This is a genomic window from Arthrobacter sp. zg-Y1116, from assembly GCF_024385485.1.
Lineage (GTDB): Bacteria > Actinomycetota > Actinomycetes > Actinomycetales > Micrococcaceae > Arthrobacter_B.
The window spans coordinates 443,700-466,515 of the sequence record NZ_JANFLR010000004.1; the positions used below are offsets into that span (position 1 = coordinate 443,700).

Sequence of the window (22,816 nt, forward strand, 5' to 3'; positions counted from 1 at the left end):
CAGTAGGTTTTACTCGGGCGCCGCCATTCCGGGGTTCGTAGCCTTGTGCATGTCACTCAAGGTTCAACCTGGTTACGGCAGCGGGTTTCCATCCGGTCCTGCCGCCCCGGTACCTCGGGTCCCACATACGGAGCCGGCGGCGTCGATGCCCTCTGAGACCGGGGCGTCCCCCCAGCCGCCGTCGGCTCCTTCCCGGGCGCATTCATGCGCCCGCACCAAAACCCCCACTATGCGCGTGACGCCAGCCCTGCACGACGCCGGTGAAGGAGCCGTTCGATGGAAGTTGCCGGACGCACCCTGACTGCAAGCAGCCGGAACCCCGGAAGTGAAACGGGAAACCAACTTGGCGAACCCCTCCTGGCGCAGGTCAAGAACGCAGTTGCAGGAGCCCTTGAAGCATTGTCCGAAGACCGGAGCGTGGTGGTGACGGGGGCCGCGGGAACAGGTAAGTCCACCGCGATGGCCGGTATCCTGGCCGGGCTCGGCGACCGCTACTCGGTGCTGCAGCTGCGCGGGGCGGCCTCGTGGGCCGAAAAACCCTTCGCCGGATTGTTCTGGCTGCTCAGCGAGCTGCCGCCTGAGGCACTGTCCGATCCGGTGTACGTACTCCAATTCCTCCGGCGGGTGTTTAAGGGCAAGGCTGCCGGACGGCGTCTTGTTCTTGCAATCGAAAACGTGGAGGACATGGATGCGGCAACCATCGCCGTCCTTCTCCAACTGTGCAGGACAGGCAGTGCCCTGATGCTGGCAACTGTCCGGGATCTCTCCGCCTGCACCAGCGAGTTCGTCCGATGGTGGTCCGAAGATTCAGTGCACAGGGAAGTCCTGGAGCCGCTGCGTCCCGGGGGAACCCGGGTGTTGCTCGAGGGATTGGCCGGGGGAACGGTTTCCAGCCGGCTGGTGGCCCAGGTACAGGCCCGGAGCCGGGGCAACCCACTGCTTTCCTCCGTGTTCCTGCGGGAACAGATGGACGCCGGGACAGTGGTCCGCCGGCGGGGAATATGGGTATGGACGGGGTCGGTGTCATATTCCGGCGCCCTCGCCGAGCGGGTGGAGGCGGAGACCGGCGGGCTGTCCACGGCGGAACGGTTCGCCGCAGACGTGCTCGCGGTCAGTGGCGCCCTTCCTATTCTTTTGCTCCTGCAGGTTGCCGATCCGCCGGCTGTGGAACGGCTTGAGCAGAATCTCCTGGTCTCCTCCGGATCAGCCGGTTTCCTTCGGTTCAAGGACCCGCTGCTAGCCGAGGCCGCGGCCGCACTGGTTCCGCCGGGCCGCGCCGCAGAGATCCGGTCCCGGCTTGCCTCGGTCCAGAGGCAGCAGAAAGCCGAAGACAACAGGGAGCCCTCACCTGCCGCGGAAATGGCTGCTGCACGGGTAGCAGCGCAGGAAGCAGGGAAATTGTCTCGCTCCGGCCGGTGGACGGAAGCCAGCGCAGCCGCGCAGGCGGGGCTGGAACTGGCGGACAGATGTGGAATAACCGGCCGCTGGCGCCGGGACCTCCTGTCGGAGCTGTTTTGTGTGTTCCTGCGCTGCGGCGAGCTGCGGCATGCGGCCGATGTCCTGGCAAAAACAGGCGAGGCAGTCGAGGGGATGGAGCTTCGAGGAGGCAATGACCTGTGCGAGGGCATTGTGCAGGTCCTGGACGGCCGCGCCGACCGTGCCTTGGACTCCCTGCAGCGGGCCGTCGCGCAGTTCGAGGCAGAAGGAACAGAGGACCTGGTTCCCCTCGCCGAATCGGCCGCAGCCTATGCCTGCGTGCTGCTTGGCGACGGCGATGCTGCCCGCGGCTACCTTACGGCGGCCGGCGCGGGCGCCCGGCAGCGTACGGGCGGTGCCAATGCTCCTTCCACGGATGCCGGCGCACGGACCTTCGACTGGGAAACCGCCCTCACCCGGAGCTTTTCCGGGTTGTGCGCCGTTTACGGCGTGACGATCCCCGGAGGCAACGGGGAGTTCACTACTGTCGCGGCACACGGCGGACCTGAGGGCCTTCCGGAGGCCATGCTGGTGTTGGCCGCTGCCGCGCTGCACGGCAGGCCTGGGGCAGCCGAGGAACTGCGGGAAGCAGCGGCCGGCTGCAGCGGGGAATCCGCGCAGATGTACCTGGAATTGGCCGAGGGGCTCACGGCGCTCCGACCCGCCAGCCTGCTCAGGGCAGCGGAGAGGGCGCACGGCCTGGGCCAGTATCTGACGGCACACGGGGCAGCCGGCGAGGCAGTCCGCCTGGCACGCGCGCAGTCGGACCGTGCGCGGCTGCGTGCAGCGCGTCGACTTGAGAACGCCAGTTACCGTTTGCTGCGGGCGGCCAACTCGGTTGCCGACCGGTTACCGGAACTGTCGGACTTTGAACGGGAGCTGGCGCTCGGGGCAGCAGCAGGGAAGAACAGTTCACAGCTGGCCGGTGGCCTGCACCTCTCGCCAAGAACAGTGGATTGGCACCTTGGCCGCATCTTTCAGAAACTACGTGTTTCGGGGCGGGCAGAACTGAGGGAGTGCCTCGAGGCGGAGCGCCCCCGTAACTGATGAGTCGCCCTTTGCCCAGTGTTGGCAGCGTTACGGGTGGTTTGTTCGGAAAAACCACGTAGGCACGAGCTGCCCCGGCACTATATTTCCAAGTAACCCAAGTGGCATCACTAGGGAGTGCTACTCGTGTAGTGCACACCCACCCTTTCTACTCTGGTGCACGGCAGCAGGGCCGAGTCCTACGCGGAATCCGCACACCGATGGTGCCTGGATGTGACAGCTCCCTGCCGAACATGTTCCAGAACCGCTTGTACGTGAACCGAAGAACGTTAACCGACAGAAAACGGGTCTCAAAGTGCAGCCTCATGAAGATCAACCAGCCTTTCCCGTTCTAACCGCCGCCGATACGCCGGACGCGGCAGCGGGCACGGGCGCCCGACAGCAGGCCCAGCCCGCCGTCGTCGGCAGGGAGCAGGTACTGGAAGAAATACTGCGGAACCTGTCCGGGGGCGCGCAGGGAACCGGCTGCCTGCTTGTGGGGGAGGCCGGTATCGGCAAGACCGCCGTGATGCAGCACGTGCTCCGCAACCTGCAGGAAGACACGTACATAGTGCAGGTGCGTGGCTCGGTATTTGCGGGGCGGACACCGTTTGGCGCACTGACGTTCCTGCTCTCGGACCTGGATCCGGAGCTTTCCAGCCATCCGGTGATGATCCTGCGCGGCCTCACGCAGCTGGTGTCGGAACGTTCCGGCGGCCGGCCGGTGCTCCTGTCCGTGGACAACGCAGAGGAGCTGGACGAGTTTTCAGCCATGGTGCTTACCCAGATGGTGCTTAACCGCAGCGCCGGCATGCTCGTGGCATTCCGCGATTTCAGTTCGGCTCCGGCGGAATTTGCGGGCCTGTGGCGGGACGGCATCCTGGAGCGGGTGGATCTTGAGCCGTTGAGCGTCCCCGAAACCGCCGCTTACCTCGGTTCGCTGCTGGGCGGTACGGTCTCGCGGGCAGCAGCAGCCGCAGTCCACGACCACGCCGGAGGGAACCCGCATCTGCTGGCGCTGGCCCGAACAGACTTCCAGGATGCCGGGCGGCTGAAACTGCATAACGGCACGTGGATCCTTGCCCCAGGCGAAGAAATCCGCGGTGGGCGGGTCGCTTCAGCAGTCATGGGCAACCTCTCCGACCTGCCGCCCGCCCAGACCAATCTCCTCCAGTTGCTGTCAATGGCGCAGTCGCTCCCGCTGCCCGTGGTCCTTGCCCGGCTGGACAGTGCGGATCTGGACGCGCTGCAGGAAAAGGGAATCGTGACACTCGATGCCCGTCCCGTTGTTGACGTGCTGATCTCCAATCCCGTAGTGGCACGGTCGGTTCGGGCTAGCCTGACACCGGCGCGGCAGCGGCAGCTCTTTGAAGAACTTGCGCCGGCGCTGAACACCGGCCTCGTCCTGGATCCGCTCGTCCTGGCCCGCTGGCTGAGTGCCATCGGCGAAGCGCCGTCCTTGGAACTGGTGCTGCGGGCTGCGCGTCTTGCCACCGCCTCGGGGCAGCCGGAGACCGCTGTCCGGTTGCTTTCGGAGGTCACCGACGGTGAGGAAAGCGCCGGGGCCGTCGTCGAACTTGCACGTGCACGCACAGCCCAGGGCGAATACGGGGCAGCAATGGGGGTGCTTGCGCGCTTCCGCGGCAGCGAATCGGTTCCGTCCGGCCAGGACCGGATCCGACTGCTGCTCGCCGAGGGCAAGGTGATGTGCATTGAGGCCACCGGACTGCGCGATCCCCGCTCCGCGGAAACTCCCGCGGAGCCGGCCCGGATGCGGCATACGGATCTCTTTGAGCAGGCGGAACAGGAGATCGCTGACCTCCGAGACAACGGGGGAGATGTCGCCGACCTGGTCAGGGAACTTGCTCTGGCCCGCGCCGAATGCCATTCCGCTCACGGCCGGTTCGTCGCCAACGCCACCTACCTGGCTGACCTGGAGCTCCCCGACGCGGGCTTCAGGATACTGCGTGCCGCCTGGCAGGCCGAGGCATGGAGCATGACCAACCGCCAGGATGACGCCGTCGAGCAGGCAGGCAAGGTGGAGCGGCTGCTCCAAGGCACGGAGCTTACTGCCGGTACCCGTGCCCGCGTGGTCAGCAGGCTGCTGCACACCTACGCGCTCACCGGGGCGCTCCCCGCCTGCGAGCGGTTGCTGGAGCGGTCTGCTGCAGAGGGAATGGAGGGCACGTACGCGGAACTGGCTGAAGGTTTACTGCATGCCTTCGCCGGCAGGCCGGAACCGGCACTCGCCGCACTGACGCCCGGGGTCAGCCAGCTGACGGTTAGCGGACCCGCGGCGTTCCTTCCGCTCGCCGCTGCCGCGGCAGCGTACTGCCACGCCGTGGAGGGGCGGAGCGAGGAAGCGCGCCGGTACCTCCAGGTACAGCGCTCGGCGGCGGACGGCGGCCCTTGGACGGTTCGCCGCGGTGCCCGGCACTTCGCGGCCCTGACCGAAGCAGCGCTTGGATCCGAGACGGGCAGTTCCCGTTTTTCCTCGCTGGCAGCGCAGGACCACCGGCGGGGAGCGTACGCCTATGAACTGCTGGCCCGGTTCACCGCCATGAGGCTGGGCGATGAGGAAAGCCTGGATGACGTCCTCTCGGTGGCGGCCAACCTGGAAGGGGACTTCGCCTCATTGTGCGAGCTTTATGCCAAGGGGCTGGGCAACGGAGACGCCCAGGTATTGCTGCGGGCGTCTGAGGTAGCCGCCGGGGTCGGGCATGTGCTGCTGGCCCGGGAAATCTCGGAACACGCCTTGAGCATCGCCTCGGGAGCCGGGGACCGCGCCACCGTCCGTTTTATCCACCGCAGCCGCCGGGTGGCAGCTCCCGATTCTCCGGCCGAAGCCGCGGACGAATTCCTGGGAGCACTTACCGCCAGGGAACGCTCCATCGCCCGGAAGGCTGTGGCGGGCACCAGCAACAAAAAAATCGCAGAGGAACTGGGCATCTCGGTCCGGACAGTCGAAGGGCATCTCTACCAGGTGTACTCCAAACTCCATGTGGGAAGCCGACGGGAACTGGCCCGAACAATTGCTGAGCAGTCAGGGGCGAAGAAATGACGCACTGGGGACAGGGGCGCCGGTTGTTCGGCCGCGAACGTGAACTTGCAGAGGTGACTAACAGGCTCTTGGATCCGGGGCTGCGCGGCGTAGTCCTGCTCGGAGCCGAGGGGATCGGGAAGTCCTCCCTCGCCGAACTGGCGGCTGAGCGCCTCAGCTCCATCATGGTTCCGTATTATGTCTGCGGGTCCCCGGTGTTGTCCCGGATGCAGTACGGCATCCTGTCCACCTATCTGGGTTCTGCCACGGCTGCAGAAATGGAGTCCCCGCTCGCGGTCCTGCGGACGGTGCGGGCGCATTTCCAGCGGTTGACGGAAACCAGCGGTATGCAGTCCCTGCTGGTGGTGGATAACGCCCAGCACATCGACGAGGCCAGCGCGCACCTGCTGACCCAGCTGGCCATGTCCGGAGAACTGCGGCTGATGGTCATTTCCCGCGCCCGGGCACCGCGGATACATGAGTTGCTCTCACTGGCCCGGGACGGTCTGCTGGCCCGGATAGACCTGGGACCGCTGTCCCGGCACGCCGTTCACGAGTTCTGCGTCAGCGCCCTCGGAGGCCCCGTACTCCAGGCCTCGAGCACACTGTTGAGCCGGATGTCCGGCGGCAACCCGCTGTACGTGAAGGAACTGTTGACCCGGGCCCAGCGGCAGCAGCGGCTTCTCGAAGTGAACGGTGCCTGGTACCTGGGGAAAGAACCCGACAGCCTCGACACCTCCCTGGTGGATCTGGTCAAGGGCATGCTGGCTTCGCGCAGCCCCGCAGAACGCAATGTCCTGGAAACGGTGGCGCTCGCCGAACGGTTGCCGCGGGCCGTTGTATCGGCGGTGTCCGACGACGACGCCGTCCGCTCGCTCTTGATCGACGGGATCCTGGAAATCCTGCCGGACCGGGATGAATCCGTACATCTGGTGCAGCCGCTGCATGAGCAGATCATCCGCAGCCTGGTTCCGGCCGCCCGCAGCTCCGAAATCCGTGCCCGGGTCCTGGGCCGCTACGAGCCCGGATCCCTGCTGGATACGGTGCAACCGGCCGGCCTGGATACCCTGCTCAGGTACGCGGAGTGGGCCCTCGACTGCGGCGAACGGCTTTCCGCCGAGGAGCTGCTGGCGGCGGCGCGAGCGGCAAACGGAATGTGGGAGGCAGCACGCGCTCAGCGTTTCGCTGCCGCCGTCCACCAGCCTGCCTTCCGTAAGGCCGCAGAAGTGGAGCTTGCAGTTTCGGCTGCCGCACAGGGCAGCTACGGACGCGCCCGAACCCACTTGGAAGCACTCAAGACGGGTGCGGGTGAGACCTGGGATCAGCGGAGCCTGCAGCGGGCTGCCTTCACAAGTGCGCTGATGCTCCGCCAGAGCAACGTGGACGCCGAGGAATTGAATGCCCTGGCACAGCGCTGGACCGACGTGGCAACCGGAATGGCCGCAAGGGAGATAGCGTCCGCCGGCACGCCGCCGGGAGTATCCGCCGGTGCTGGAGTGCTCACGGCCGCCGCACTGGTGCTCAAGGGGGACTACGCCGAAGCCCGCACCCGGCTGGCCGCCCTCGCCGGCGACGAGGAAGAACCCCGGTCTGCCGACGACGTCGAGCGGGCCGTGATCATCCACGCGCTCTATGCGGAAGTCCTGGGGGCATGCGGCGACGTGGGACCGGCACTGAAACAGGCGCAGGCCGCCGCGAACCTCCTCGCGGGCAGTGCCGGCCGGTTCCGGAGCTATGCCGGGTTCGTTTTTGTCCGCCATGCCCTCGCCCTGCTCCACGGCGGCCGGTTTGTCCAACTGGAACAGCTGATCGCCAAGATGCACACCGGACCCCAGTACCTGCTGACCGTGCTGGGAGGGACGTTGGGCGTTTTCGAAGCCGCCCTCGAAATCCACCGGGGGAGATTGCACGAAGGACTGCAGAGGCTGCGCCCTGCCGTGGAAGCGCTGCGCGACAAGGACCCCGAGCTGATGCTTCCCTACGCCCTCGGCTTGGCCGGCTACGCCTCGACGGTGGTCGGAGACGGAACTCCTGCCGCCGGGCCGGGCACCCAGGTATCCGCCGCAGGCTACCCTGGTCCCCGGCATTTGTGGCTCACCGCGCAGGCTTATGCGGCGGCTGCTGAGGCCTCCCAGTCCACCGAGGGGCCGACTTCCGGCAGGCTGGCGGTTCTTGCCGCCGAGGCCCGGGCGGCCGGGCTGCGCAGCAGCGAAAAGGACATCCTGGAACTGTGCCTTGCCGTGGGGGACCTGACCCAGGTGGGACGGCTGGCCGAGCTGACGGCGGACTTCGAGGGCGCAGAAGCCCAGGCCCTGCACGCCTATGCCGCGGCAGTCGCCTCCGGTAATCCGGACCGTATGGTTGCCGCCGCCGAGGACGCGATCGGAGCACAGAAGTACCTGGTGGCCGTGGAGAGCATTGGCCACGCCATCCGCTTCTACGGAAACCATGGAAACCTGCGCCGGCAGCGTGCGCTTATCCAGCAGCTGCGGCGGCGACGGGAGGAACTGGCGGGAGTAACCGTCTCCTACCTGAGTCCGTCGCTGCACCTGGTCCGGCTCACCCGACGGGAACACGAGATTGTGGCATTACTGTTGTCCGGGGCAACCACCAAGGATATTGCCGGCCACTTCACACTGTCCCAGCGGACCGTGGAGGGGCATGTGTACCGGATTTACGTCAAGCTGGGGATCAGCCGGCGGGCGGATCTGGAATCTGCCTACCGCGCCCTGGAACCGGGCCCCCGAACTGCGCCTCTGCTGTAATCGACCGTCCGGAAAGCCACGGTCGGAGCGTGCCGGTATGCGCACACGTAGAGGTACCGAGTACAAGACAGGTACTGCCGTTTGTCAGGGCGAGATCAGCCCGCTGACTTGAGTATCCGTTACGCGTGTCCGCCCTGCATTGCCGCTCCTAAATTGATGTCAGTTGGGTAGACGTTGATTTGGGAAAAGGGACGCCGGTCTCGGTCTGGGGGGAAAGATGGGCACTCGTCTGTTGCCGAAAGAACGCCGTCGTAAGGCGGCGAACGCTGTGCCCGCCGAGGCAAGACACAGGGCAGCCGAACGCACGGTATCCGAACGCAAGGCGCCAGATCTGGTGCATTTTTCCGCCACCGGTCCTCCCGGCGCGCATTCCGACGGCTCCGTTATGGCGCAGGTCCGCGGAGCAGCTGAAACCGTCCTGCCGGCGCAGCCTTTTGTCTTTCCGAGTTTCACCACTGCCAAGCCGTTCAGCAGGACCGGGCGTACCAGGAGCGCGGCAGTACTTTGGAACCGCCGTTACGCCCGAATCCTTTCGGTCTGTGACGCACTGATTGTCTTCGCTGCTGTCTTTGGCGGCTATCTCGTGCGGTTCGGGCTGGAGCCCGCCGTACTGCCGGTCGGCGTGTTCGAGACCAGCTACCTGGTGGTAGCGGCGGTCACGGGCTGCGCCTGGCTGCTGGCACTGTCTGTCTACCGGACCCGGGATAAACGAATAACCGGAATGGGCACCGACGAATACAAGCGGCTGGTGAATGCCACCGTCGCCCTATTGGGCGGGCTCGCCCTTGCCTCAGTCGCTTTCCAGTTCGACCTTGCGCGGGGCTATTTCGGCTTCGTGCTCTTCGCCGGCACTGCCGGGTTGGTCTGCAGCCGGTGGTTTCTGCGGCAATGGCTGGCCGGCCAGCGGCAACGCGGCCGCTACCTCTCGAAGGTGGTGGTTCTGGGCAGGCCGCGGGACGTCCGCTACGTCACCCACCAGATCGGGAGGAAGTCACGGGCCGCCTACCAGGTGGTGGGGGTGGCGCTGACCGGAAAGCCGCGGACCTGGCTGGAAGTAGACGGCACGCGCGTTCCCGTGGTGTCGGATGAGCACTCGGTGGTCGACGCCGTGCGGCGCGTGGGTGCCGACGCCGTCATTGTCGCGGGTCCCACCAAGGGCGGCAGCAAGTATGTACAGGAGCTTGGCTGGCAGTTGGAGGAATCAGCCACGGAACTGATCCTCACCACAGGACTGACCAATGTAGCCGGCCCACGGATTCACGCCCGCCCGGTGGAGGGACTGCCCCTGATGCACGTCGAGCTCCCGCAGTACGCCGGTGCCCGGCATGCCATGAAACGGACCCTGGACATAACCCTCTCCGGGCTGGCACTGCTGGTGCTGTTGCCGGTCTTCATCATCCTGTCCGTGCTGATCAAAAAGGACAGCCCCGGTCCGGTTCTCTTCCGCCAGGAACGCGTAGGGCGGGGCGGCCGGAAGTTCCTCATGTACAAATTCCGGTCAATGGTGGAAACCGCCGAAGATGATCTTGCCGGACTGCTGGACCGTAATGAGGGAGACGGCCTGCTCTTTAAAATGCAGCACGACCCGCGGGTCACCGACGTGGGTCGATGGATGCGCAAGTACTCCCTCGATGAGCTGCCCCAGTTCTGGAACGTATTCGTGGGCCACATGTCCCTGGTCGGCCCGCGGCCGCCCTTGCCCCGCGAAGTGGCCCGGTACGGCAACCGGGTGCACCGCCGCCTTTACATCAAGCCCGGCCTCACCGGTATGTGGCAGATCAACGGGCGGTCGGAACTCAACTGGAAAGACGGCGTCCGGCTGGATTTGTACTACGTCGAAAACTGGTCGCTTGCCGGAGACCTCATCATTCTCTGGCGTACGGTGCAGATGCTCCGCCGGCCAGTCGGCGCCTACTAGCGCGTGCCCGCCGGCTTCGGCTGGTCTCCCCAAGAAGAAAGCGGAAACCATGGAATCTTTCGTTACCGGAGCCGGTGCACCACGGCTGGTCGCCTCCTCCCGGGGGGACTGGCCCAGGCAACCCCGGCGGATGCCTCGGAGGCCGCACAATGCTGCGGCCTAAGCCCCGACCGGTAGGGGAAAACGCCGGCGCTGTCATCGATTTGTCCAAGGCACCCGGTTCCAAGGAATCCTGGGGAAAGCCACTGTATGTGGTGGCCCTGTGGTCCGCGTGTGAACTGGTCTTTGTCACGAACCCGTGGCAGATCAGTTCCCGTCTGCGGGTCGCTGTGCTGCGGGCCTTCGGGGCTGAGGTTGCCGACGGCGTGATCTTCCGTCCGCGCACCCGCGTCAAGGCACCGTGGAAGCTCCACATCGGTCCCCGGTCCTGGATCGGTGAAGGCGTGTGGTTCCACAACCAGGACGACATCTGGATCGGAGCCGACGTCGTCATCTCACAGGAAACGTTCCTGACCACGGGCAGCCACCGGGTCCGTACCGACATGGGGCTGGTGACCAGTCCCATCCGGGTTGACGACGGCGCCTGGGTCACGTCGCGCTGCATGGTGCTGGGAGGAACCCGAATCGGGAAGTCCGCAGTCATCCAGCCAATGACCGTGGTCAAGGGGACGGTCCCGCCGGGACAGGTCTTTGGCAGCGCCGTCGGACCGACCGGGCTCGGGGAACGGTTCGTGTCCGCCGCGGAGAGCAGCAATGCGGAACGGAAATCTTCGTGAGGGCCGCAGCCGGGTACCCGCTATGCGGCGCGGACTTCGCGCAGGGCGTCCTCCAGCAGCGGAAAGATCTTCCCCGCCAGGTAGTCATGGCCAAGGTCCGTGGGATGGACACCGTCCTCACTGATCAATCCGGTGTTGTCGCCGGCGAACCAGCCGGCCGCCAAGGCATCAACGTACCGGACGTCTTCCTCGCTGGCGGCCCGAGCCATGGCCTCGTTGTTGGCCTGGATGAAATCCGGAGCGGTGTCCTGGGGCCAGACCGGTCCGACGGCGACGATGCGGGCCCCCGGTGCACGGTCCCGGACGTCCGCGTACAGCGCCTTGGCGGCAACGTACATGGCATCGTCCGTCTGGAGGCCGTCATTCCTGCTGCCGAAAACCAGGACGACATCCGTATCCTCCCTCAGCCGGAGAGTGGCAATCTCCCGGAAGGTCAGACCTTCGATGCCGCGGGCTATGTAGCCGGACCCTGGCTGCGCCATGACGTTCAGTTCGACCGTATCGCCGCGGTCCGTGAACCGGGTGCCGACCAGCCGGGTCCAGTTAGCCGCCCCGCGGCCGCCTTCCACGGAACCCGCCGTGAAGGAATCGCCCAGGACATCGATTTTGACCACCGAATCTGCGAAGACCTCGCCTGTGCCGGGGCCTCCGGAAGACGGGCGTGGGGAAAGAGCCCGGCTGGTCTCCGGGGCCTGGGAAAGCGCGTACGCCGAGACCAAGCCGGCAGTCACGGCAAGGACCAGGAACCAGACGAACTTCCGGCCCTGCCGTCTCCTCCGGGAACGGCGCTTGGATGTGTGGCGTCCATGTCGAGTAGGCATTCCTGAATCGTAATCGAATAATCCCGTAAAAAGATGCTGACTCGGTCCATAAATACTTAATCCAGGGGGAGTACGTGGGTAAAATACCTGTTTTTCTTTTGAGTGAAACAAGCTATGCCAAAAATGTCTCAGTAATGTCGTCCGGAGCGCTCGGTGCGTCCTGTCGAACATTCCTTCAGGGCATCGCGGGATCGGGCCGAGCGGCTGCGATTGCCCCGTCTTGCCGCGTATTTTCCGGTACCTCCTTCCTTAATGATGGAGTTCAGCGCGAAAAAGGAGGCGGGCATCAAAACTTCGGGATTTGGTGCGAGCGGGCAGCCGGGGGATATGCTCCGGAGCGGTTTATGCGGCCTGCAGTCCTTGATTCACCCGTTTATTGGCATTGTGCGGGGCCGGGGCTGAAATCTGGACGCCGGATGGTGCAGAATGCATTCCTGTCATTCGGTTTTAGCGCTATTCGCGGAATTCCCGAAACGGACGGATACTGCCGGGACGGGCAGCAGCGAAACGCGGGGTCCGCCTCTCCCGCTGACCAGGGGAGCGGCAAGTGAAGGCGAGGGAGCAGGGTGCTTCCGGTGGACTGCTCACCTCCGTGCCAAAGACCGCTGCCGTACCAACCGTGGGCTCTGCTGCTCAAGAGAACCGGCGGCGGGACCGTTCGGGTCCGGCCCCGGCCGTCCTGCAGATCGGCGGGCTCGCGGGCACGGCAGCCGGTGGCGTATGGGTAGTGGCCCAGATGCAAAGTGATGCCCTGGCCGGACTGGGAGTGAAAGTCGACCTGGTCGGTGGCTGGTTGGGCGTTCCGCCGGCTACGCACGTCGGCGCAGCTGCGCCGCAGGCTCCGTCCCTCCCGGCGGAGCAGGGGCAGCCAGCGGTGGTACCCCGCCTCTTCCGGATGCGTCGGCCCGCACCGGGAGCCGGACTGCGGGCTCCGGTCAGTCTGGCACTGCCGCGCTACGTACTCAGAGCCGCAGCAGGGGCCGGTGTCGCGCACGTGCACCTCTGCCGGGATTTCGTGACCTGCGCTTCGGTGTTCCTGCTTGGCCGGGCCAAGGTGCCGGTGGTGGCCCAGGCGCACGGGATGCTCCAGCCGTCGCGGCGCCCCCTGTTGCGGGCTTTCGACCTGCTGATCACCCGCCGCATCCTGCGGATCCCGACTCTCTGGCTGACCCTCACCGAGGACGAGGAACGGGGGCTGGCTCAATTGGGAGTGGATCCCGCCCGTTTCCACCGTGTCGTGAATGCGACGGCGGAACCGCGGCAAAGGTGGTCGGACCCGGACAAGGCCGTGTTCCTGTTCGCGGCCAGGCTGGCACCGCGCAAACAGCCCGGGGTCTTCGTGCAGGCTGCCATACAGGCCCTGGACGCGGGACTGGACGCCCGGTTCGTCATTGTCGGACCTGATCAGGGCGAAGCAGCGAAGGTGCGCGCCTTGATTGCTGCTTCCCGGCACGCGGACCGTTTCGAGTTCGTCGGAGAGCTGCCGGCGGCCGGCGTCCAGGCGCGGATGGCGGCGTGCACGGCCTACGTCCTGCCCGCGCTGTCCGAGCCATACCCCATGACGGTGCTTGAGGCGGCTGCGCTGGGCACACCGCTGATCCTCACTGTGCAGTGCGGGCTGGCTCCCTTAATGGCCCGGAAGGACGCCGCCGTCGTGGTGGAACCTGATGTTTCCACCGTTCGGGACGCGATGCTTGAGCTGGCCCGAAACCCCGCTGCCCGTGTGCGGATAGGTGGCAACGCGCGGCGAATTCACCGGGATAACTGGTCCACCCGCGCACTGGCCGAAGACCTGCTCACAACCTATCGCGGCGTAGCCGGGTCGGATGGAAGGCAGCTATGACAACCCTGTTGCCCGCCGGTACCGAGATCGAGAAGCGCTCGAGCGCCCGGTCCGCCGCCGCCATGGTGGCGTTCCTCGCCTTTGGCGTGGTGCTCCCACTGCTGGTCCGCGGCGCCAGCGCCGTTTTTTACACCGACACGGATTTCCTGATCCGCTACGCTGTCGTGCTCTACGCCGCTGTGAAACTTTCCCTCGTGCTTAGCCAACGGGCCATCCGCCCCGTCTCCGGTGTGTTCTGGATCTTCGTCTATACCTGTATGGGGGTGGCACCGCTCGCGCAGTTGACCACTGGGCGGTCCACAGCCCTCGCGATCCAAGTGGACGACCAGATGCTGACGGGGGCCAGCCTGCTTACCCTTCTGGGATGCGTCTGTTTCGACATCGCATACCACTCACGGCTGCGCCGGCCGCAGGCAGATAAGCCCCGGATGCGTGTGCACAGGCTGCGCGGCATAAGGGTCCTGCGCATGTTTTCCATTGGTGCGCTGGCTGCGGGACTGATTTATATCGTCCAGGTGGGAGGTATGGCCGTCTTTTTCCTCAGCAGGCAGGAGGCCGGCGCGGCACTTGATGCGATCAACCCGGACAGCGGCCAGGCCTTGCGGGCGATCATCTCCGGCGCAGGGTCGGTGGCCAACCTCTGCGCGCTTATCTTCTACATTCACGTGGTCCGTACCCGGGAGCATGCGCTGGTAATCCTGGACGTCATCCTCATGGTGGCGCTGGTGCTGATGAACGTCGTCGTGAACAACCCGATCTCCAATTCACGCTACTGGGTCCTGGCTGTACTGTTCGGGCTGGTCCTCCCGCTGATCCGGGGACGCAAGGCGCTGTTCAACCTTGCCATCCTGGGCGGAACACTTGCCTCGATCTTCGTTTTCCCGCTGTCGGACATCACCCGCCGGGCCGCCGGTACGCAGGCTCCGCTGCAGGTCGATTCGGTGTGGACCATGATCGCCACGAAGGATTACGACCAGTTCACCATGCTGGCCAACACCCTCGGCTATACCGCTGACCACGGACTGTCCTGGGGTATGCAGGCGCTGGGGCCGCTGCTTTTCTGGGTGCCGCGGGTGGGCTGGCCGGATAAGCCGTACGACACCGGTGTTGAGGTTGGCATCTGGATGAACAACTCAAATCTCAACCTGTCGGCGCCGCTATGGGCGGAGGCCTGGATCAACTTCGGACTGCTCGGCGTGGTGCTGGCCTTCGCCGGCCTCGGCGTCTTGGCCCGCCGCCTGGACACGGCGTACCGGGCAGACGTTTTGGGAATGGGATCCGTCGGGTATCTGGGTATCTCGATCTTTGCGGGCTACCTCTTCATCCTGATGCGCGGATCGCTGCTTCAGTCCATGGGCCGGCTGATGATCCTGGCGGTTTCCATCCTCATCCTGACCACCGTGGCCAACGGCCGCGAAAGGAGCACACCATGAGCGGGCCCCTGCCCCTGCCCCAGGCACCGGACCGCCCGGGATTCCGTGCCTCCTTTGACCAGCTGAGACAGGCGCAGAAAACCCGCAAGGGCGCCCCGTTGTATCTGCTCTACGTGAACCGGCCGGCCGGCCGCGCCGTCGCAGCGGCCCTTCGGGGAACCCGGATCGCCCCCAATCATGTGACCTGGGCCGGAGCGGTCCTGACCTACGGGTCGTTGGTCTGGCTGGCGCTCTGGGCGCAGCCCGAGCCGGCGGCAGCACTGGCGGGCGTGCTGCTCGCTGCCGGGTATGTCCTTGATTCCGCGGACGGGCAGCTGGCCCGGCTGCAGGGCAGCAGCACGGCCTACGGGGAGTGGCTGGACCACCTGCTGGACAACGGCCGGATAACGGTAATGCATGTGGCTGCTTTCTGCTTTCTCGCGCGGACAACGGATTACGACGTCGTGCTGCTGGCTCTCGCCTGCGGTGTTTTCCTGCTGGCCAGCTCTGTGATTTTCTTCGGGGGAATGCTCTTCGACCAGCTGGCCAGGAACGCCCGGACGGATCGCGGCCCGGGTCACGGGCCCGATGGGTGTTCCGGACAGGTCGCCGGCGCGAATCCGAATGCCGACCGGCGCCTGTTCGTCCGTTCCGTGGTGATGCTCCCCGCGGATTATGGAATTACCTGCCTGGCTTTCCTGGCGCTGCCCGCGCCTTCGGTCTTCCTCACCGTTTACCTCATCCTGGCCGCCGCACACGTTGTGCTCGGTGCCGCGTTCGTACGGCACTGGCGGTCCAAGCTCCTCCGGCTGCGCTGATGGGAGCAATGCGCCGCTTTGCCACCTTCGCCGACCAGGGTGTCTCGAGTGTGTCCAATTTCGTGGCCGTTGCCGTGGCGGCGAACGTGGCAGGCACCGGCGAGTTCGGCCAGTTTTCGCTCGCGTATGCCGGGTTGCTGCTGTTCCTCGGAGCGCAGCGCGCATTCGTGGGTGAAACTCTGCTGGTGCGCTACTCGCGCACCGGTGCCCTCAACGCACAGGTCATCGCCGCCAGCCTGGGCGGATCGGTACTCGTGGCCGTACCGGCGGCGCTGTTCCTGCTGGGAGTTGCTGCCCTCGCAGAAGGGCAGGACGCACTCCTGTGGATGGTCATGGCGCTGGCAGCACCGTTTATCCTGCTGCAGGACAGCCTTCGGTACCTCTTCATCTGTCAGGGACTGCCGGCACGGGCGCTGGCCATAGACGGGCTCTGGGCAGGCCTGTCCATTCCTGCCATGCTGCTGGCGGCGAACGCTGGCTGGTCCCTGGCTCCGGTGCTCTTATGGTGGATCGCGGGGGCGTTCGCAGCGTTGGTCGTTGGCCTGATACTTGTCCGAAGTGTGCCGGCTGTGATGGCCGGAGCACGCTGGCTGCGGCTGAACCGGGACTGTGCATTCCGTTATCTCGCAGAGTTCGCTGCCCTCAACGCCTCGAGCTTCGCGGTGCTGTATCTGCTGGTCTTTCCATTGGGGGCCGCCGGTGTCGGGGCACTGCGTGCGGCGCAGTTGCTGTTTTCGCCGCTGAACACGGTTTTCGGTGCAGTGAAGACGGCGATCATTCCGGAACTGGTGCGCTCGCGGGGGACGGCAGTGTTCCGGCGGCGGCTGCTGGAAGCCTCGGCGGTGGTGTGTGGACTCGCTGTGGCCTGGGGTGCTGCCGTACTGCTTCTGCCCGATGCTGCCGGGGAATTCGTATTGGGCGATACCTGGTCCAACGCCACGGAGCTGCGCTGGCCGTATGCCATGCACTACCTGGCCATGGTCCCTTACACGGTCATGCTGGCCTATTTCCGGGCCTCCGAGGCCAACCGGCTTTCCACCCTTATGCGTGCAGTCCTTGCCGGCCTAACCCTGGTACTGCCGCTCTGTTTCGCCCTGACGGGATCCGTGGTGGCCGCAGCGTGGGGCTTTGCAGGTGCCGTCGCCCTGGCCTCGGCCTGCGGCTTGCTCAGTCTGGCCGTCAGGCGCCGCAGCGGAGCTGAGGCAGCGATGACGCAGGAGGTCTCCAGCCGGTAGACGCGGGAGCCGCTGTCCGAACAGCCGGGCTGCACGGGCAGAAGGTACCGGTGCCCCATCAGGGGAGGAATGCAGGCAAAGGCCCGGCACCTGACCAGGGTGATCAGGTGCCGGGCCTTTGCCTGCCGCATGACACAGTGCGGTCCGTCGGGTCCGCAGGGGGACTGGGAATCAGCTCTTTACAGGGTGCTTCCGGCGGGCGCTGCGGCCCTCACCGCCGTGCACGATGGCAGCCTCAGCTTCGGCGATCGGCGACGACGGCTGGCCGCTCTGCTCCCCGTCCAGCGGGGACGCCGGAACGGCTCCGTAGCCGGCGAGGTACGCCGAGTTCGCATCCGGGCCCTTCCGCGGTATGCGGTTCAGGACGACCCCGATGACATTGGCTTTCACCAGGTTCAGCTGTTCAACTGCCTTGGACAGATTGTGCTGGCTGACCTTTGTCGCACCGACCACCAGCAGCAGGCTGTCCGTGTACCGGGTCAGAATAGTGGCGTCGGCGACCGGCAACACCGGCGGGGCATCAAAGATCACGACGTCGTATGCCTCCTCCATTTCCCCGATCAGCTTCTGCATGGTGGATGAACCCAGCAGTTCCGTGGGGTTTGGCGGCAACGGACCCGAGGTCAGGACGGACAAGCCGCCGTTGCCCCAGTGCTGCGCCGCATCGGAGAGGTTGGTACGCCCGATCAATACCGTGGTCAGTCCCACGGTTTGCTCCAAACCGGTGGCAGCGGCCACCGAAGGGAGGCGCAGGTCAGCGTCGACCAGCAGGACGCTGCGGCCGCTTTGCGCGATGCTCAGCGCCAGGTTCAGGGCTACTGTGCTTTTGCCTTCTCCGGCCTGGGACGACGTGACTACTACGGATTGCATCTCATGTCCGACGGCGGCGAACTCCAAGTTGGTCCGCAGCTGGCGGAACGCATCGCTGCCCGAGCCGCCGAGCACGAACGGTGCGGAGGAGACCCCGGGGGTCGCCGATTCAGTGATACCGCCCAGCAGCGCCAGCGAGGTGGACCTGCGCAGATCTGCTTCCGTCCGGACATGCCGGTCCAGGACGTTCCTCAGGATGGCTACCACCAGCCCGGCGGCCAGGCCGTAAAGCAGGCCGAGCAGCAGATTCAGGGAAGTCTTGGGGCTGGACGGGCTGGCCGGTGCCTGCGCAGTGTCCACTGAGGACAGCCGGACCGGCGAGGGCAGTCCGTTGGTGGGACGCTCCAGGTCTGCCACGGACACAATCAGGCTTGAGACAACGCCGTTGGCAATTTCCGCGGCACGCTCAGGAGAGGAGTCGACGGCTTCGATCTCAATGATCACCGTGTTGCGGGAGGTCGAGGCTTTGACGTTCTTCGCCAGCTCCGGCGCGGTGGTGTCGAGGCCGAGCTTTTCAATCACCGGGTCCAGGACCTGCGGCTTCCTGACCAGGTCGACGTAGGACTGCACCCGGGCCAGCGCGAAAACACTGCCCTGCTGTAGTTCGGCCGATGACTCCACGTTTTGGGTCGAGACAAAAATACTGCTGTTTGCGGTGTAATCCTTCGGCATGATGACAGACACCACGCCGGCCGTGATCAGGCCAATAAGAGCGAATGAAACAATAAGCATCCAATTTCGTCGCAGGACGAGAATCTGTTCGCGCATATCCATTGGTTACCCCTTCCCTTGGATAAGATGGCTGGTTGGTTGCGGTGCTTGGTGGATCCGGCGCCTCATGAGCGGAACCAGGAGTGGCACTGGCTGGAATCCACCCGTGCGGCATCTGCCCCGATAGTGACCGGTGCGGAGCCGTCGTAGTTTCCGATCAGCGCGCCGGACCCGGTATAGATCGAGATGCTGCATCCGTCGATGCCTGTGTAGGCACGGTAGGTGCCGGGAGCGATGGAGGGTTCTTCTGCGTGGGGTGCGGGCTCGCCCACAATGAAAACCCCGTCCGGGAATCCGAGTGCGGATGCCTCGAGCTCCGGCAGCAGGTCCGCGCACAGAGCATTGATCGCGTCGGCCATCTCGGTCGAGGGATTCGTAATCAGCTCGCTGACCACGGCCTCGGGATCGGATGCCTTTGCGCTCAACAGAACGTCGCATCGTTCCTGGCCGACCTGCAGTACGGCGTTAGGATCAACGCCCTCGGGCACCTTGCCCTCGAGGAAGACCTTCTCGGCGTCGTTGAAGGTGGGCTCCGGTGCCGGCTGCGGGGACTGGTCGCCGGTGGGCTGTTCCTCCGCGTCAGGAGCGCCGGACGGGGATTCGGCGGCGGTGCTGCCGCCGCCGGACGGGGAAGGGGGTGCGGAGGGGATGGAGCTGGCCGTAGCCTTCGGGTTTCCCTGCCCGGGATCGGAGGAACTGCAGGCTGTGGCCGTCCCCAGCAACGGAACCAACAGCCCGGCGGCGAGCAGACGTGCCGCCACGGGTTGTTTACTGAGACCTGTTTTCATGCGATGCGCTTTCTCTTCAAGGCGGAACGTGTGCCCCGCCGGCCGGATGTCAGGGGGCGAAGACGAGGGTCAGGACCGGACGGCGGGTGGATGATGCTTCTCTGGTGTAGAACCACGCGTTGTCCGTGCCGGTACTGGTGATGCCCAGGTTCACCGGTCCGGCCAACAGCGCGGAGACGGCCTCCGGATCAAGGTTGATGGTGTAGGCACTGTTCACTGCGGTAGGTGCGATGCTGCCCAGCAGGGTCGAAGCCAGAGCCGGCCTGGTGTTCCAACTGGTAGCCGCCTCCGACCAGCTGCCGGTAACGGAGTGGATTGTGTGCTGGTCCACCGATCCCGCGATGGACTCGGTCGTGGTGTAGAGCCGGAGGGTGGCCGATTGCAGGCGCATCCCGTCCGGCACTTCGGTGCCGGGCAGGAACCGCAGATACGAGGTGTAGCCAAGGTTGCCGCGGGAGGCCATGGTGACGGGGGAGCCGAACGCCGAGTTCGGTGCTGCTTGATTAACGTAGGTGTCCTCCGACGGCGTCAACGTCAGCGTGACCGGCTGCACGGGGACTTCGGCGGTGGGAACTGTTGCGGAGGCCGGCGCCGAAGCCGGTCCGCTGTTCTCCGCGGCGTCAACTGCCACGATCCGGTAATGGTAGGTCCCTGGTGCCAGTTCCCTGTCCTCGTAGGACAGTGCCGTTCCGGGCACCGTGGCCCGCAGGGTTCCTGCGGACGGAGTGAAATCCTCCACGGTGGACCGATGGACCCGGTACCCGGTGACTCCAACATTGTCGGTGGCAGCGGTCCAGCCCAGATTCACGGTGGTTCCCGAGAGGGAGGCAGTTGCACCTCCCACCGCCGACGGCGGCGTGCTGTCCGGAGCCGGGGCGCCTCCGCCGGCGGCTGTGTAGTGCGCCTGCACCGTGGCCTGGCTCAGGGCCGTGGGGTAGACGGCGAATTCATCAACGCTGCCCTTGAAATACCGGCTGCGGGGCATCTGCGGCCACGTCGAGCCCAGCTGGTCTCCGCCGATCCGCCAGGATCCGGCGACCGATTCGTTGGTGGTCACCTCGTTCGCGCCCACCTGCACGCCGTCGACATAGAGAACCATGCCGTTGGGCCCCTGGGTGGCGACCACATGATGCCAGGCGTCGTCGTTGTAGGTAGCGGGCGAGACGAGCGTCTGTGCACTGCCGTTCCAGACCCCGAAGATCAGGTTGCCGGCGTTGTTCATGTAGACGTGCCGGTCGTAGCTGCTGCTGAGGCCGGGGGAAGTATTGTTTCGGCGCGGCTGTCCGTTGCCGAAGCCGAAGATTTTTCCGCCCGTGGTGGTGTCGGTCCGGAACCAGGCCTCTGCACTGAACACCTTGGGCGGGGTGACCCGCTGCGGGCCGTAGACGAAATCGTCCACACCGTCGAAGCTGGTGGCCCGGTTGGCGTCGCCGGCAAGTGCGCCGGCGGCTGAGCCCATGACGGGAGAGCCGTAGGGCAGACCCATCCGGTCGCCTGCGGAATCCGGCGCGGCGGCAAAGGAGTCGCCGAGGCGCCAGTAGGTTTCCGCGCCGTCCGCGCGGACCCTGGAGGAGTAGGCCTGCGCCGTGGTGGCCGTGGTGATCTGTACCTGGGCCGAGAGCGGTCCCGCGTGTCCGTCGGGATCGTTGGCGCGGACCCGGTAGGAGTAGCTGACCCCGGGTGTCGCGGTGGTGTCCGTGAATGAGGCCTGCGGCAGGTTCCACCAGAGAGAGGACGCCGCTACGGTGCGCAACGGGGTGGAGGATCCGTTGCGGTAGATGCTGTAGGTCAGCTCCGAGTCGTCGGGGTCTGTTGCCGTCTGCCAGCGGATGGTGTTCTGCCCGACGGCGCGGGACTCGACGCTGACGAACCGGGGTGTGCCGGGGCCGGCGGTGCCAGGACCGGGGCCGAACCGGGTCAGGCTTTGCTGGGCCTTGCCGTTGGTGGTGGTGAACTCCCCGCCGACCCACAGCACGTCGTTTGATCCGGTGGTGGTGTGTGCAAGGGTCCGCGGACCGATGCCTTCACCCTGCCCGTCATTGGTCAGGGGGTTCCACTGCATCATGGGGGAGGGGTTGTCCACGTCCTGGGCACTGAGGTGGATCCGGCTTCCATCGGTGAATGAACCCATGCTGCCGCAGTCGTGGGAGTGATGCGCGGCGTAGAGGCTGTGCTGGTAGATGGACACGGCCTGCGTGGCACCGAGGCAGGTGTCCCTCCAGACCTGGTCATACGTGCCCAGATCGAGGCGGGCCCGTCCGTCGAAGACACCACCACCGGTTCCTTCGTTGCCGATGTAGAAGCTGGTGGCATCGGAGGTGATGGATTTCACTACTGACGTTCTCGGAATGAAGAAGTTCGGATATGTCCTGATGTTGCTGCCCGAGACCGGGTCCAGGACTGCCAGGGACTTGGAGTCGGTGCCGTTCATGGTCGTGAAGTCTCCGCCGGCGATGACCACGTTCTTGGCGGGCGGGACGTGCAGGGCCCGGATGGGCAGGTCCGCCGACGGGGCCCAGGGCAGCAGTGCTCCGGTCGGAGTGACGGCGGCGAGGCGCTCACGGGGGGTGTTGCGGACGGTGCGGAAGTCCCCGCCGAAATACACGGTGTCGCTGGTGGCGTCGATGGCGCGGACGGTGGCGGAAACGCCGCCGGGATTGAAGCTGGTTTTGACGGTGCAGCCGGGCAGGTTGATCGCGGCGATGCTTGAGGCATTGACGCCGTTGACGGAGCTGAAGCTGCCGCCGATGTAGAGGGTTCGCCCGTCAGGGGAAACATCCATGGCGCGGACGGTGCCGCTGCCGCCGGTGACCGAGAGGTTGCAGTTGGTCGGGTTCCCTGTGTAGGCGTCGAAAGCGGCGAAGTTCACGGCGCTGCGTGTTCCGGTGCCGCCGGCGGTGGTGCCGGGCGGGCGGATGGCGGTGAAGGTGCCGCCGGCGTAGACGATGCCGTTGGACTGTGCCAATGCCCAGACGATGCCGTTGGTCTGCCAGGTGGGCAGGTCGGTGGCAGAAAAAGCGACGCCGGGGCTAATGGCAGACGCCGGCGTTGCTGTCCCTGCCAACGTGGTTGCTGCCAGGGCCGCAACCGCCAATAGAGCTGCTAATGATTTACGCACGCCACGCCTCGTTTACATGGGGTCGGGACGATTTGCCCGAGACTGTGAGCATCGTAGCCATGCGGAAGAGGCCGTTTGCACGGTGTCCATTACCCGACTTGTGCCCGACGTTACGCGGCATCCGCGCACCGGTACCCGT

General features: G+C 65.7%; 13 protein-coding genes. 9 read left to right on the forward strand and 4 right to left on the reverse strand.

Features of this window, described 5'->3' with window-relative positions; genetic code table 11:
* Positions 1 to 276: 276 nt before the first annotated feature.
* From NNX34_RS13495 to NNX34_RS13515, 5 genes are all read left to right on the forward strand, one after another.
* Positions 277 to 2,523, forward strand: a complete 2,247-nt coding sequence (locus NNX34_RS13495; RefSeq protein ID WP_255767025.1) for a LuxR C-terminal-related transcriptional regulator — start codon at positions 277 to 279, stop codon at positions 2,521 to 2,523.
* A gap of 295 nt (positions 2,524 to 2,818) precedes the next feature.
* On the forward strand, positions 2,819 to 5,563 hold the full coding sequence (locus NNX34_RS16190; RefSeq protein WP_255767026.1) for a LuxR family transcriptional regulator: 2,745 nt from the start codon (positions 2,819 to 2,821) through the stop codon (positions 5,561 to 5,563).
* Complete coding sequence (locus tag NNX34_RS16195; protein WP_370647065.1) at positions 5,560 to 8,307, forward strand: LuxR C-terminal-related transcriptional regulator; 2,748 nt, start codon at positions 5,560 to 5,562, stop codon at positions 8,305 to 8,307. Before NNX34_RS16190 ends, NNX34_RS16195 begins: the two co-directional genes overlap by 4 nt.
* A gap of 334 nt (positions 8,308 to 8,641) precedes the next feature.
* Positions 8,642 to 10,225: a sugar transferase gene (locus NNX34_RS13510; protein WP_255767029.1), complete on the forward strand. Its 1,584-nt coding sequence runs from the start codon at positions 8,642 to 8,644 to the stop codon at positions 10,223 to 10,225.
* Between the two features lie 149 nt (positions 10,226 to 10,374).
* Positions 10,375 to 11,001 (forward strand): acetyltransferase, encoded by a 627-nt coding sequence (locus NNX34_RS13515; RefSeq protein WP_255767030.1) that lies wholly within the window; start codon positions 10,375 to 10,377, stop codon positions 10,999 to 11,001.
* A gap of 20 nt (positions 11,002 to 11,021) precedes the next feature.
* Here NNX34_RS13515 and NNX34_RS13520 read toward each other — a convergent pair whose 3' ends face one another.
* Positions 11,022 to 11,822, reverse strand: coding sequence for an SGNH/GDSL hydrolase family protein (locus NNX34_RS13520; RefSeq protein WP_255767031.1), 801 nt, complete (start codon positions 11,820 to 11,822; stop codon positions 11,022 to 11,024).
* Between the two features lie 592 nt (positions 11,823 to 12,414).
* On the opposite strand from NNX34_RS13520, the gene NNX34_RS13525 reads away from it, so the two are divergent.
* From NNX34_RS13525 to NNX34_RS13540, 4 genes are read left to right on the forward strand one after another with little or no spacing between them, the layout of a single operon-like run.
* Positions 12,415 to 13,665: a glycosyltransferase gene (locus NNX34_RS13525; protein ID WP_255767032.1), complete on the forward strand. Its 1,251-nt coding sequence runs from the start codon at positions 12,415 to 12,417 to the stop codon at positions 13,663 to 13,665.
* Positions 13,662 to 15,098, forward strand: coding sequence for an O-antigen polymerase (locus NNX34_RS13530; protein WP_255767033.1), 1,437 nt, complete (start codon positions 13,662 to 13,664; stop codon positions 15,096 to 15,098). Before NNX34_RS13525 ends, NNX34_RS13530 begins: the two co-directional genes overlap by 4 nt.
* Positions 15,095 to 15,895: a CDP-alcohol phosphatidyltransferase family protein gene (locus NNX34_RS13535; RefSeq protein WP_255767034.1), complete on the forward strand. Its 801-nt coding sequence runs from the start codon at positions 15,095 to 15,097 to the stop codon at positions 15,893 to 15,895. The genes NNX34_RS13530 and NNX34_RS13535 overlap by 4 nt, the downstream gene beginning before the upstream one ends.
* A complete protein-coding gene (locus tag NNX34_RS13540) occupies positions 15,895 to 17,130 on the forward strand; it encodes a hypothetical protein (protein WP_255767035.1) in 1,236 nt (411 codons plus the stop codon). Before NNX34_RS13535 ends, NNX34_RS13540 begins: the two co-directional genes overlap by 1 nt.
* Before the next feature lie 171 nt (positions 17,131 to 17,301).
* Here NNX34_RS13540 and NNX34_RS13545 read toward each other — a convergent pair whose 3' ends face one another.
* The 3 genes from NNX34_RS13545 to NNX34_RS16200 form a co-directional block, all read right to left on the reverse strand.
* Positions 17,302 to 18,768, reverse strand: a complete 1,467-nt coding sequence (locus NNX34_RS13545; protein WP_255767036.1) for a polysaccharide biosynthesis tyrosine autokinase — start codon at positions 18,766 to 18,768, stop codon at positions 17,302 to 17,304.
* 68 nt (positions 18,769 to 18,836) lie between these two features.
* Positions 18,837 to 19,559: a hypothetical protein gene (locus NNX34_RS13550; protein WP_255767037.1), complete on the reverse strand. Its 723-nt coding sequence runs from the start codon at positions 19,557 to 19,559 to the stop codon at positions 18,837 to 18,839.
* Between the two features lie 49 nt (positions 19,560 to 19,608).
* Complete coding sequence (locus NNX34_RS16200) at positions 19,609 to 22,677, reverse strand: LamG-like jellyroll fold domain-containing protein (RefSeq protein ID WP_370647276.1); 3,069 nt, start codon at positions 22,675 to 22,677, stop codon at positions 19,609 to 19,611.
* Positions 22,678 to 22,816 lie beyond the last annotated feature (139 nt).

Excerpts from the sequence above, each read along its gene's own strand:
- NNX34_RS13495 (WP_255767025.1), top strand. The coding sequence starts at position 277 with ATGGAAGTTGCCGGACGCACCCTGACTGCAAGCAGCCGGAACCCCGGA.
- NNX34_RS16195 (WP_370647065.1), top strand. The coding sequence starts at position 5,560 with ATGACGCACTGGGGACAGGGGCGCCGGTTGTTCGGCCGCGAACGTGAA.
- NNX34_RS13515 (WP_255767030.1), top strand. The coding sequence starts at position 10,375 with ATGCTGCGGCCTAAGCCCCGACCGGTAGGGGAAAACGCCGGCGCTGTC.
- NNX34_RS13520 (WP_255767031.1), bottom strand. The coding sequence starts at position 11,822 with ATGCCTACTCGACATGGACGCCACACATCCAAGCGCCGTTCCCGGAGG.
- NNX34_RS13530 (WP_255767033.1), top strand. The coding sequence starts at position 13,662 with ATGACAACCCTGTTGCCCGCCGGTACCGAGATCGAGAAGCGCTCGAGC.
- NNX34_RS13535 (WP_255767034.1), top strand. The coding sequence starts at position 15,095 with ATGAGCGGGCCCCTGCCCCTGCCCCAGGCACCGGACCGCCCGGGATTC.
- NNX34_RS13540 (WP_255767035.1), top strand. The coding sequence starts at position 15,895 with ATGGGAGCAATGCGCCGCTTTGCCACCTTCGCCGACCAGGGTGTCTCG.
- NNX34_RS13545 (WP_255767036.1), bottom strand. The coding sequence starts at position 18,768 with ATGCGCGAACAGATTCTCGTCCTGCGACGAAATTGGATGCTTATTGTT.
- NNX34_RS13550 (WP_255767037.1), bottom strand. The coding sequence starts at position 19,559 with ATGAAAACAGGTCTCAGTAAACAACCCGTGGCGGCACGTCTGCTCGCC.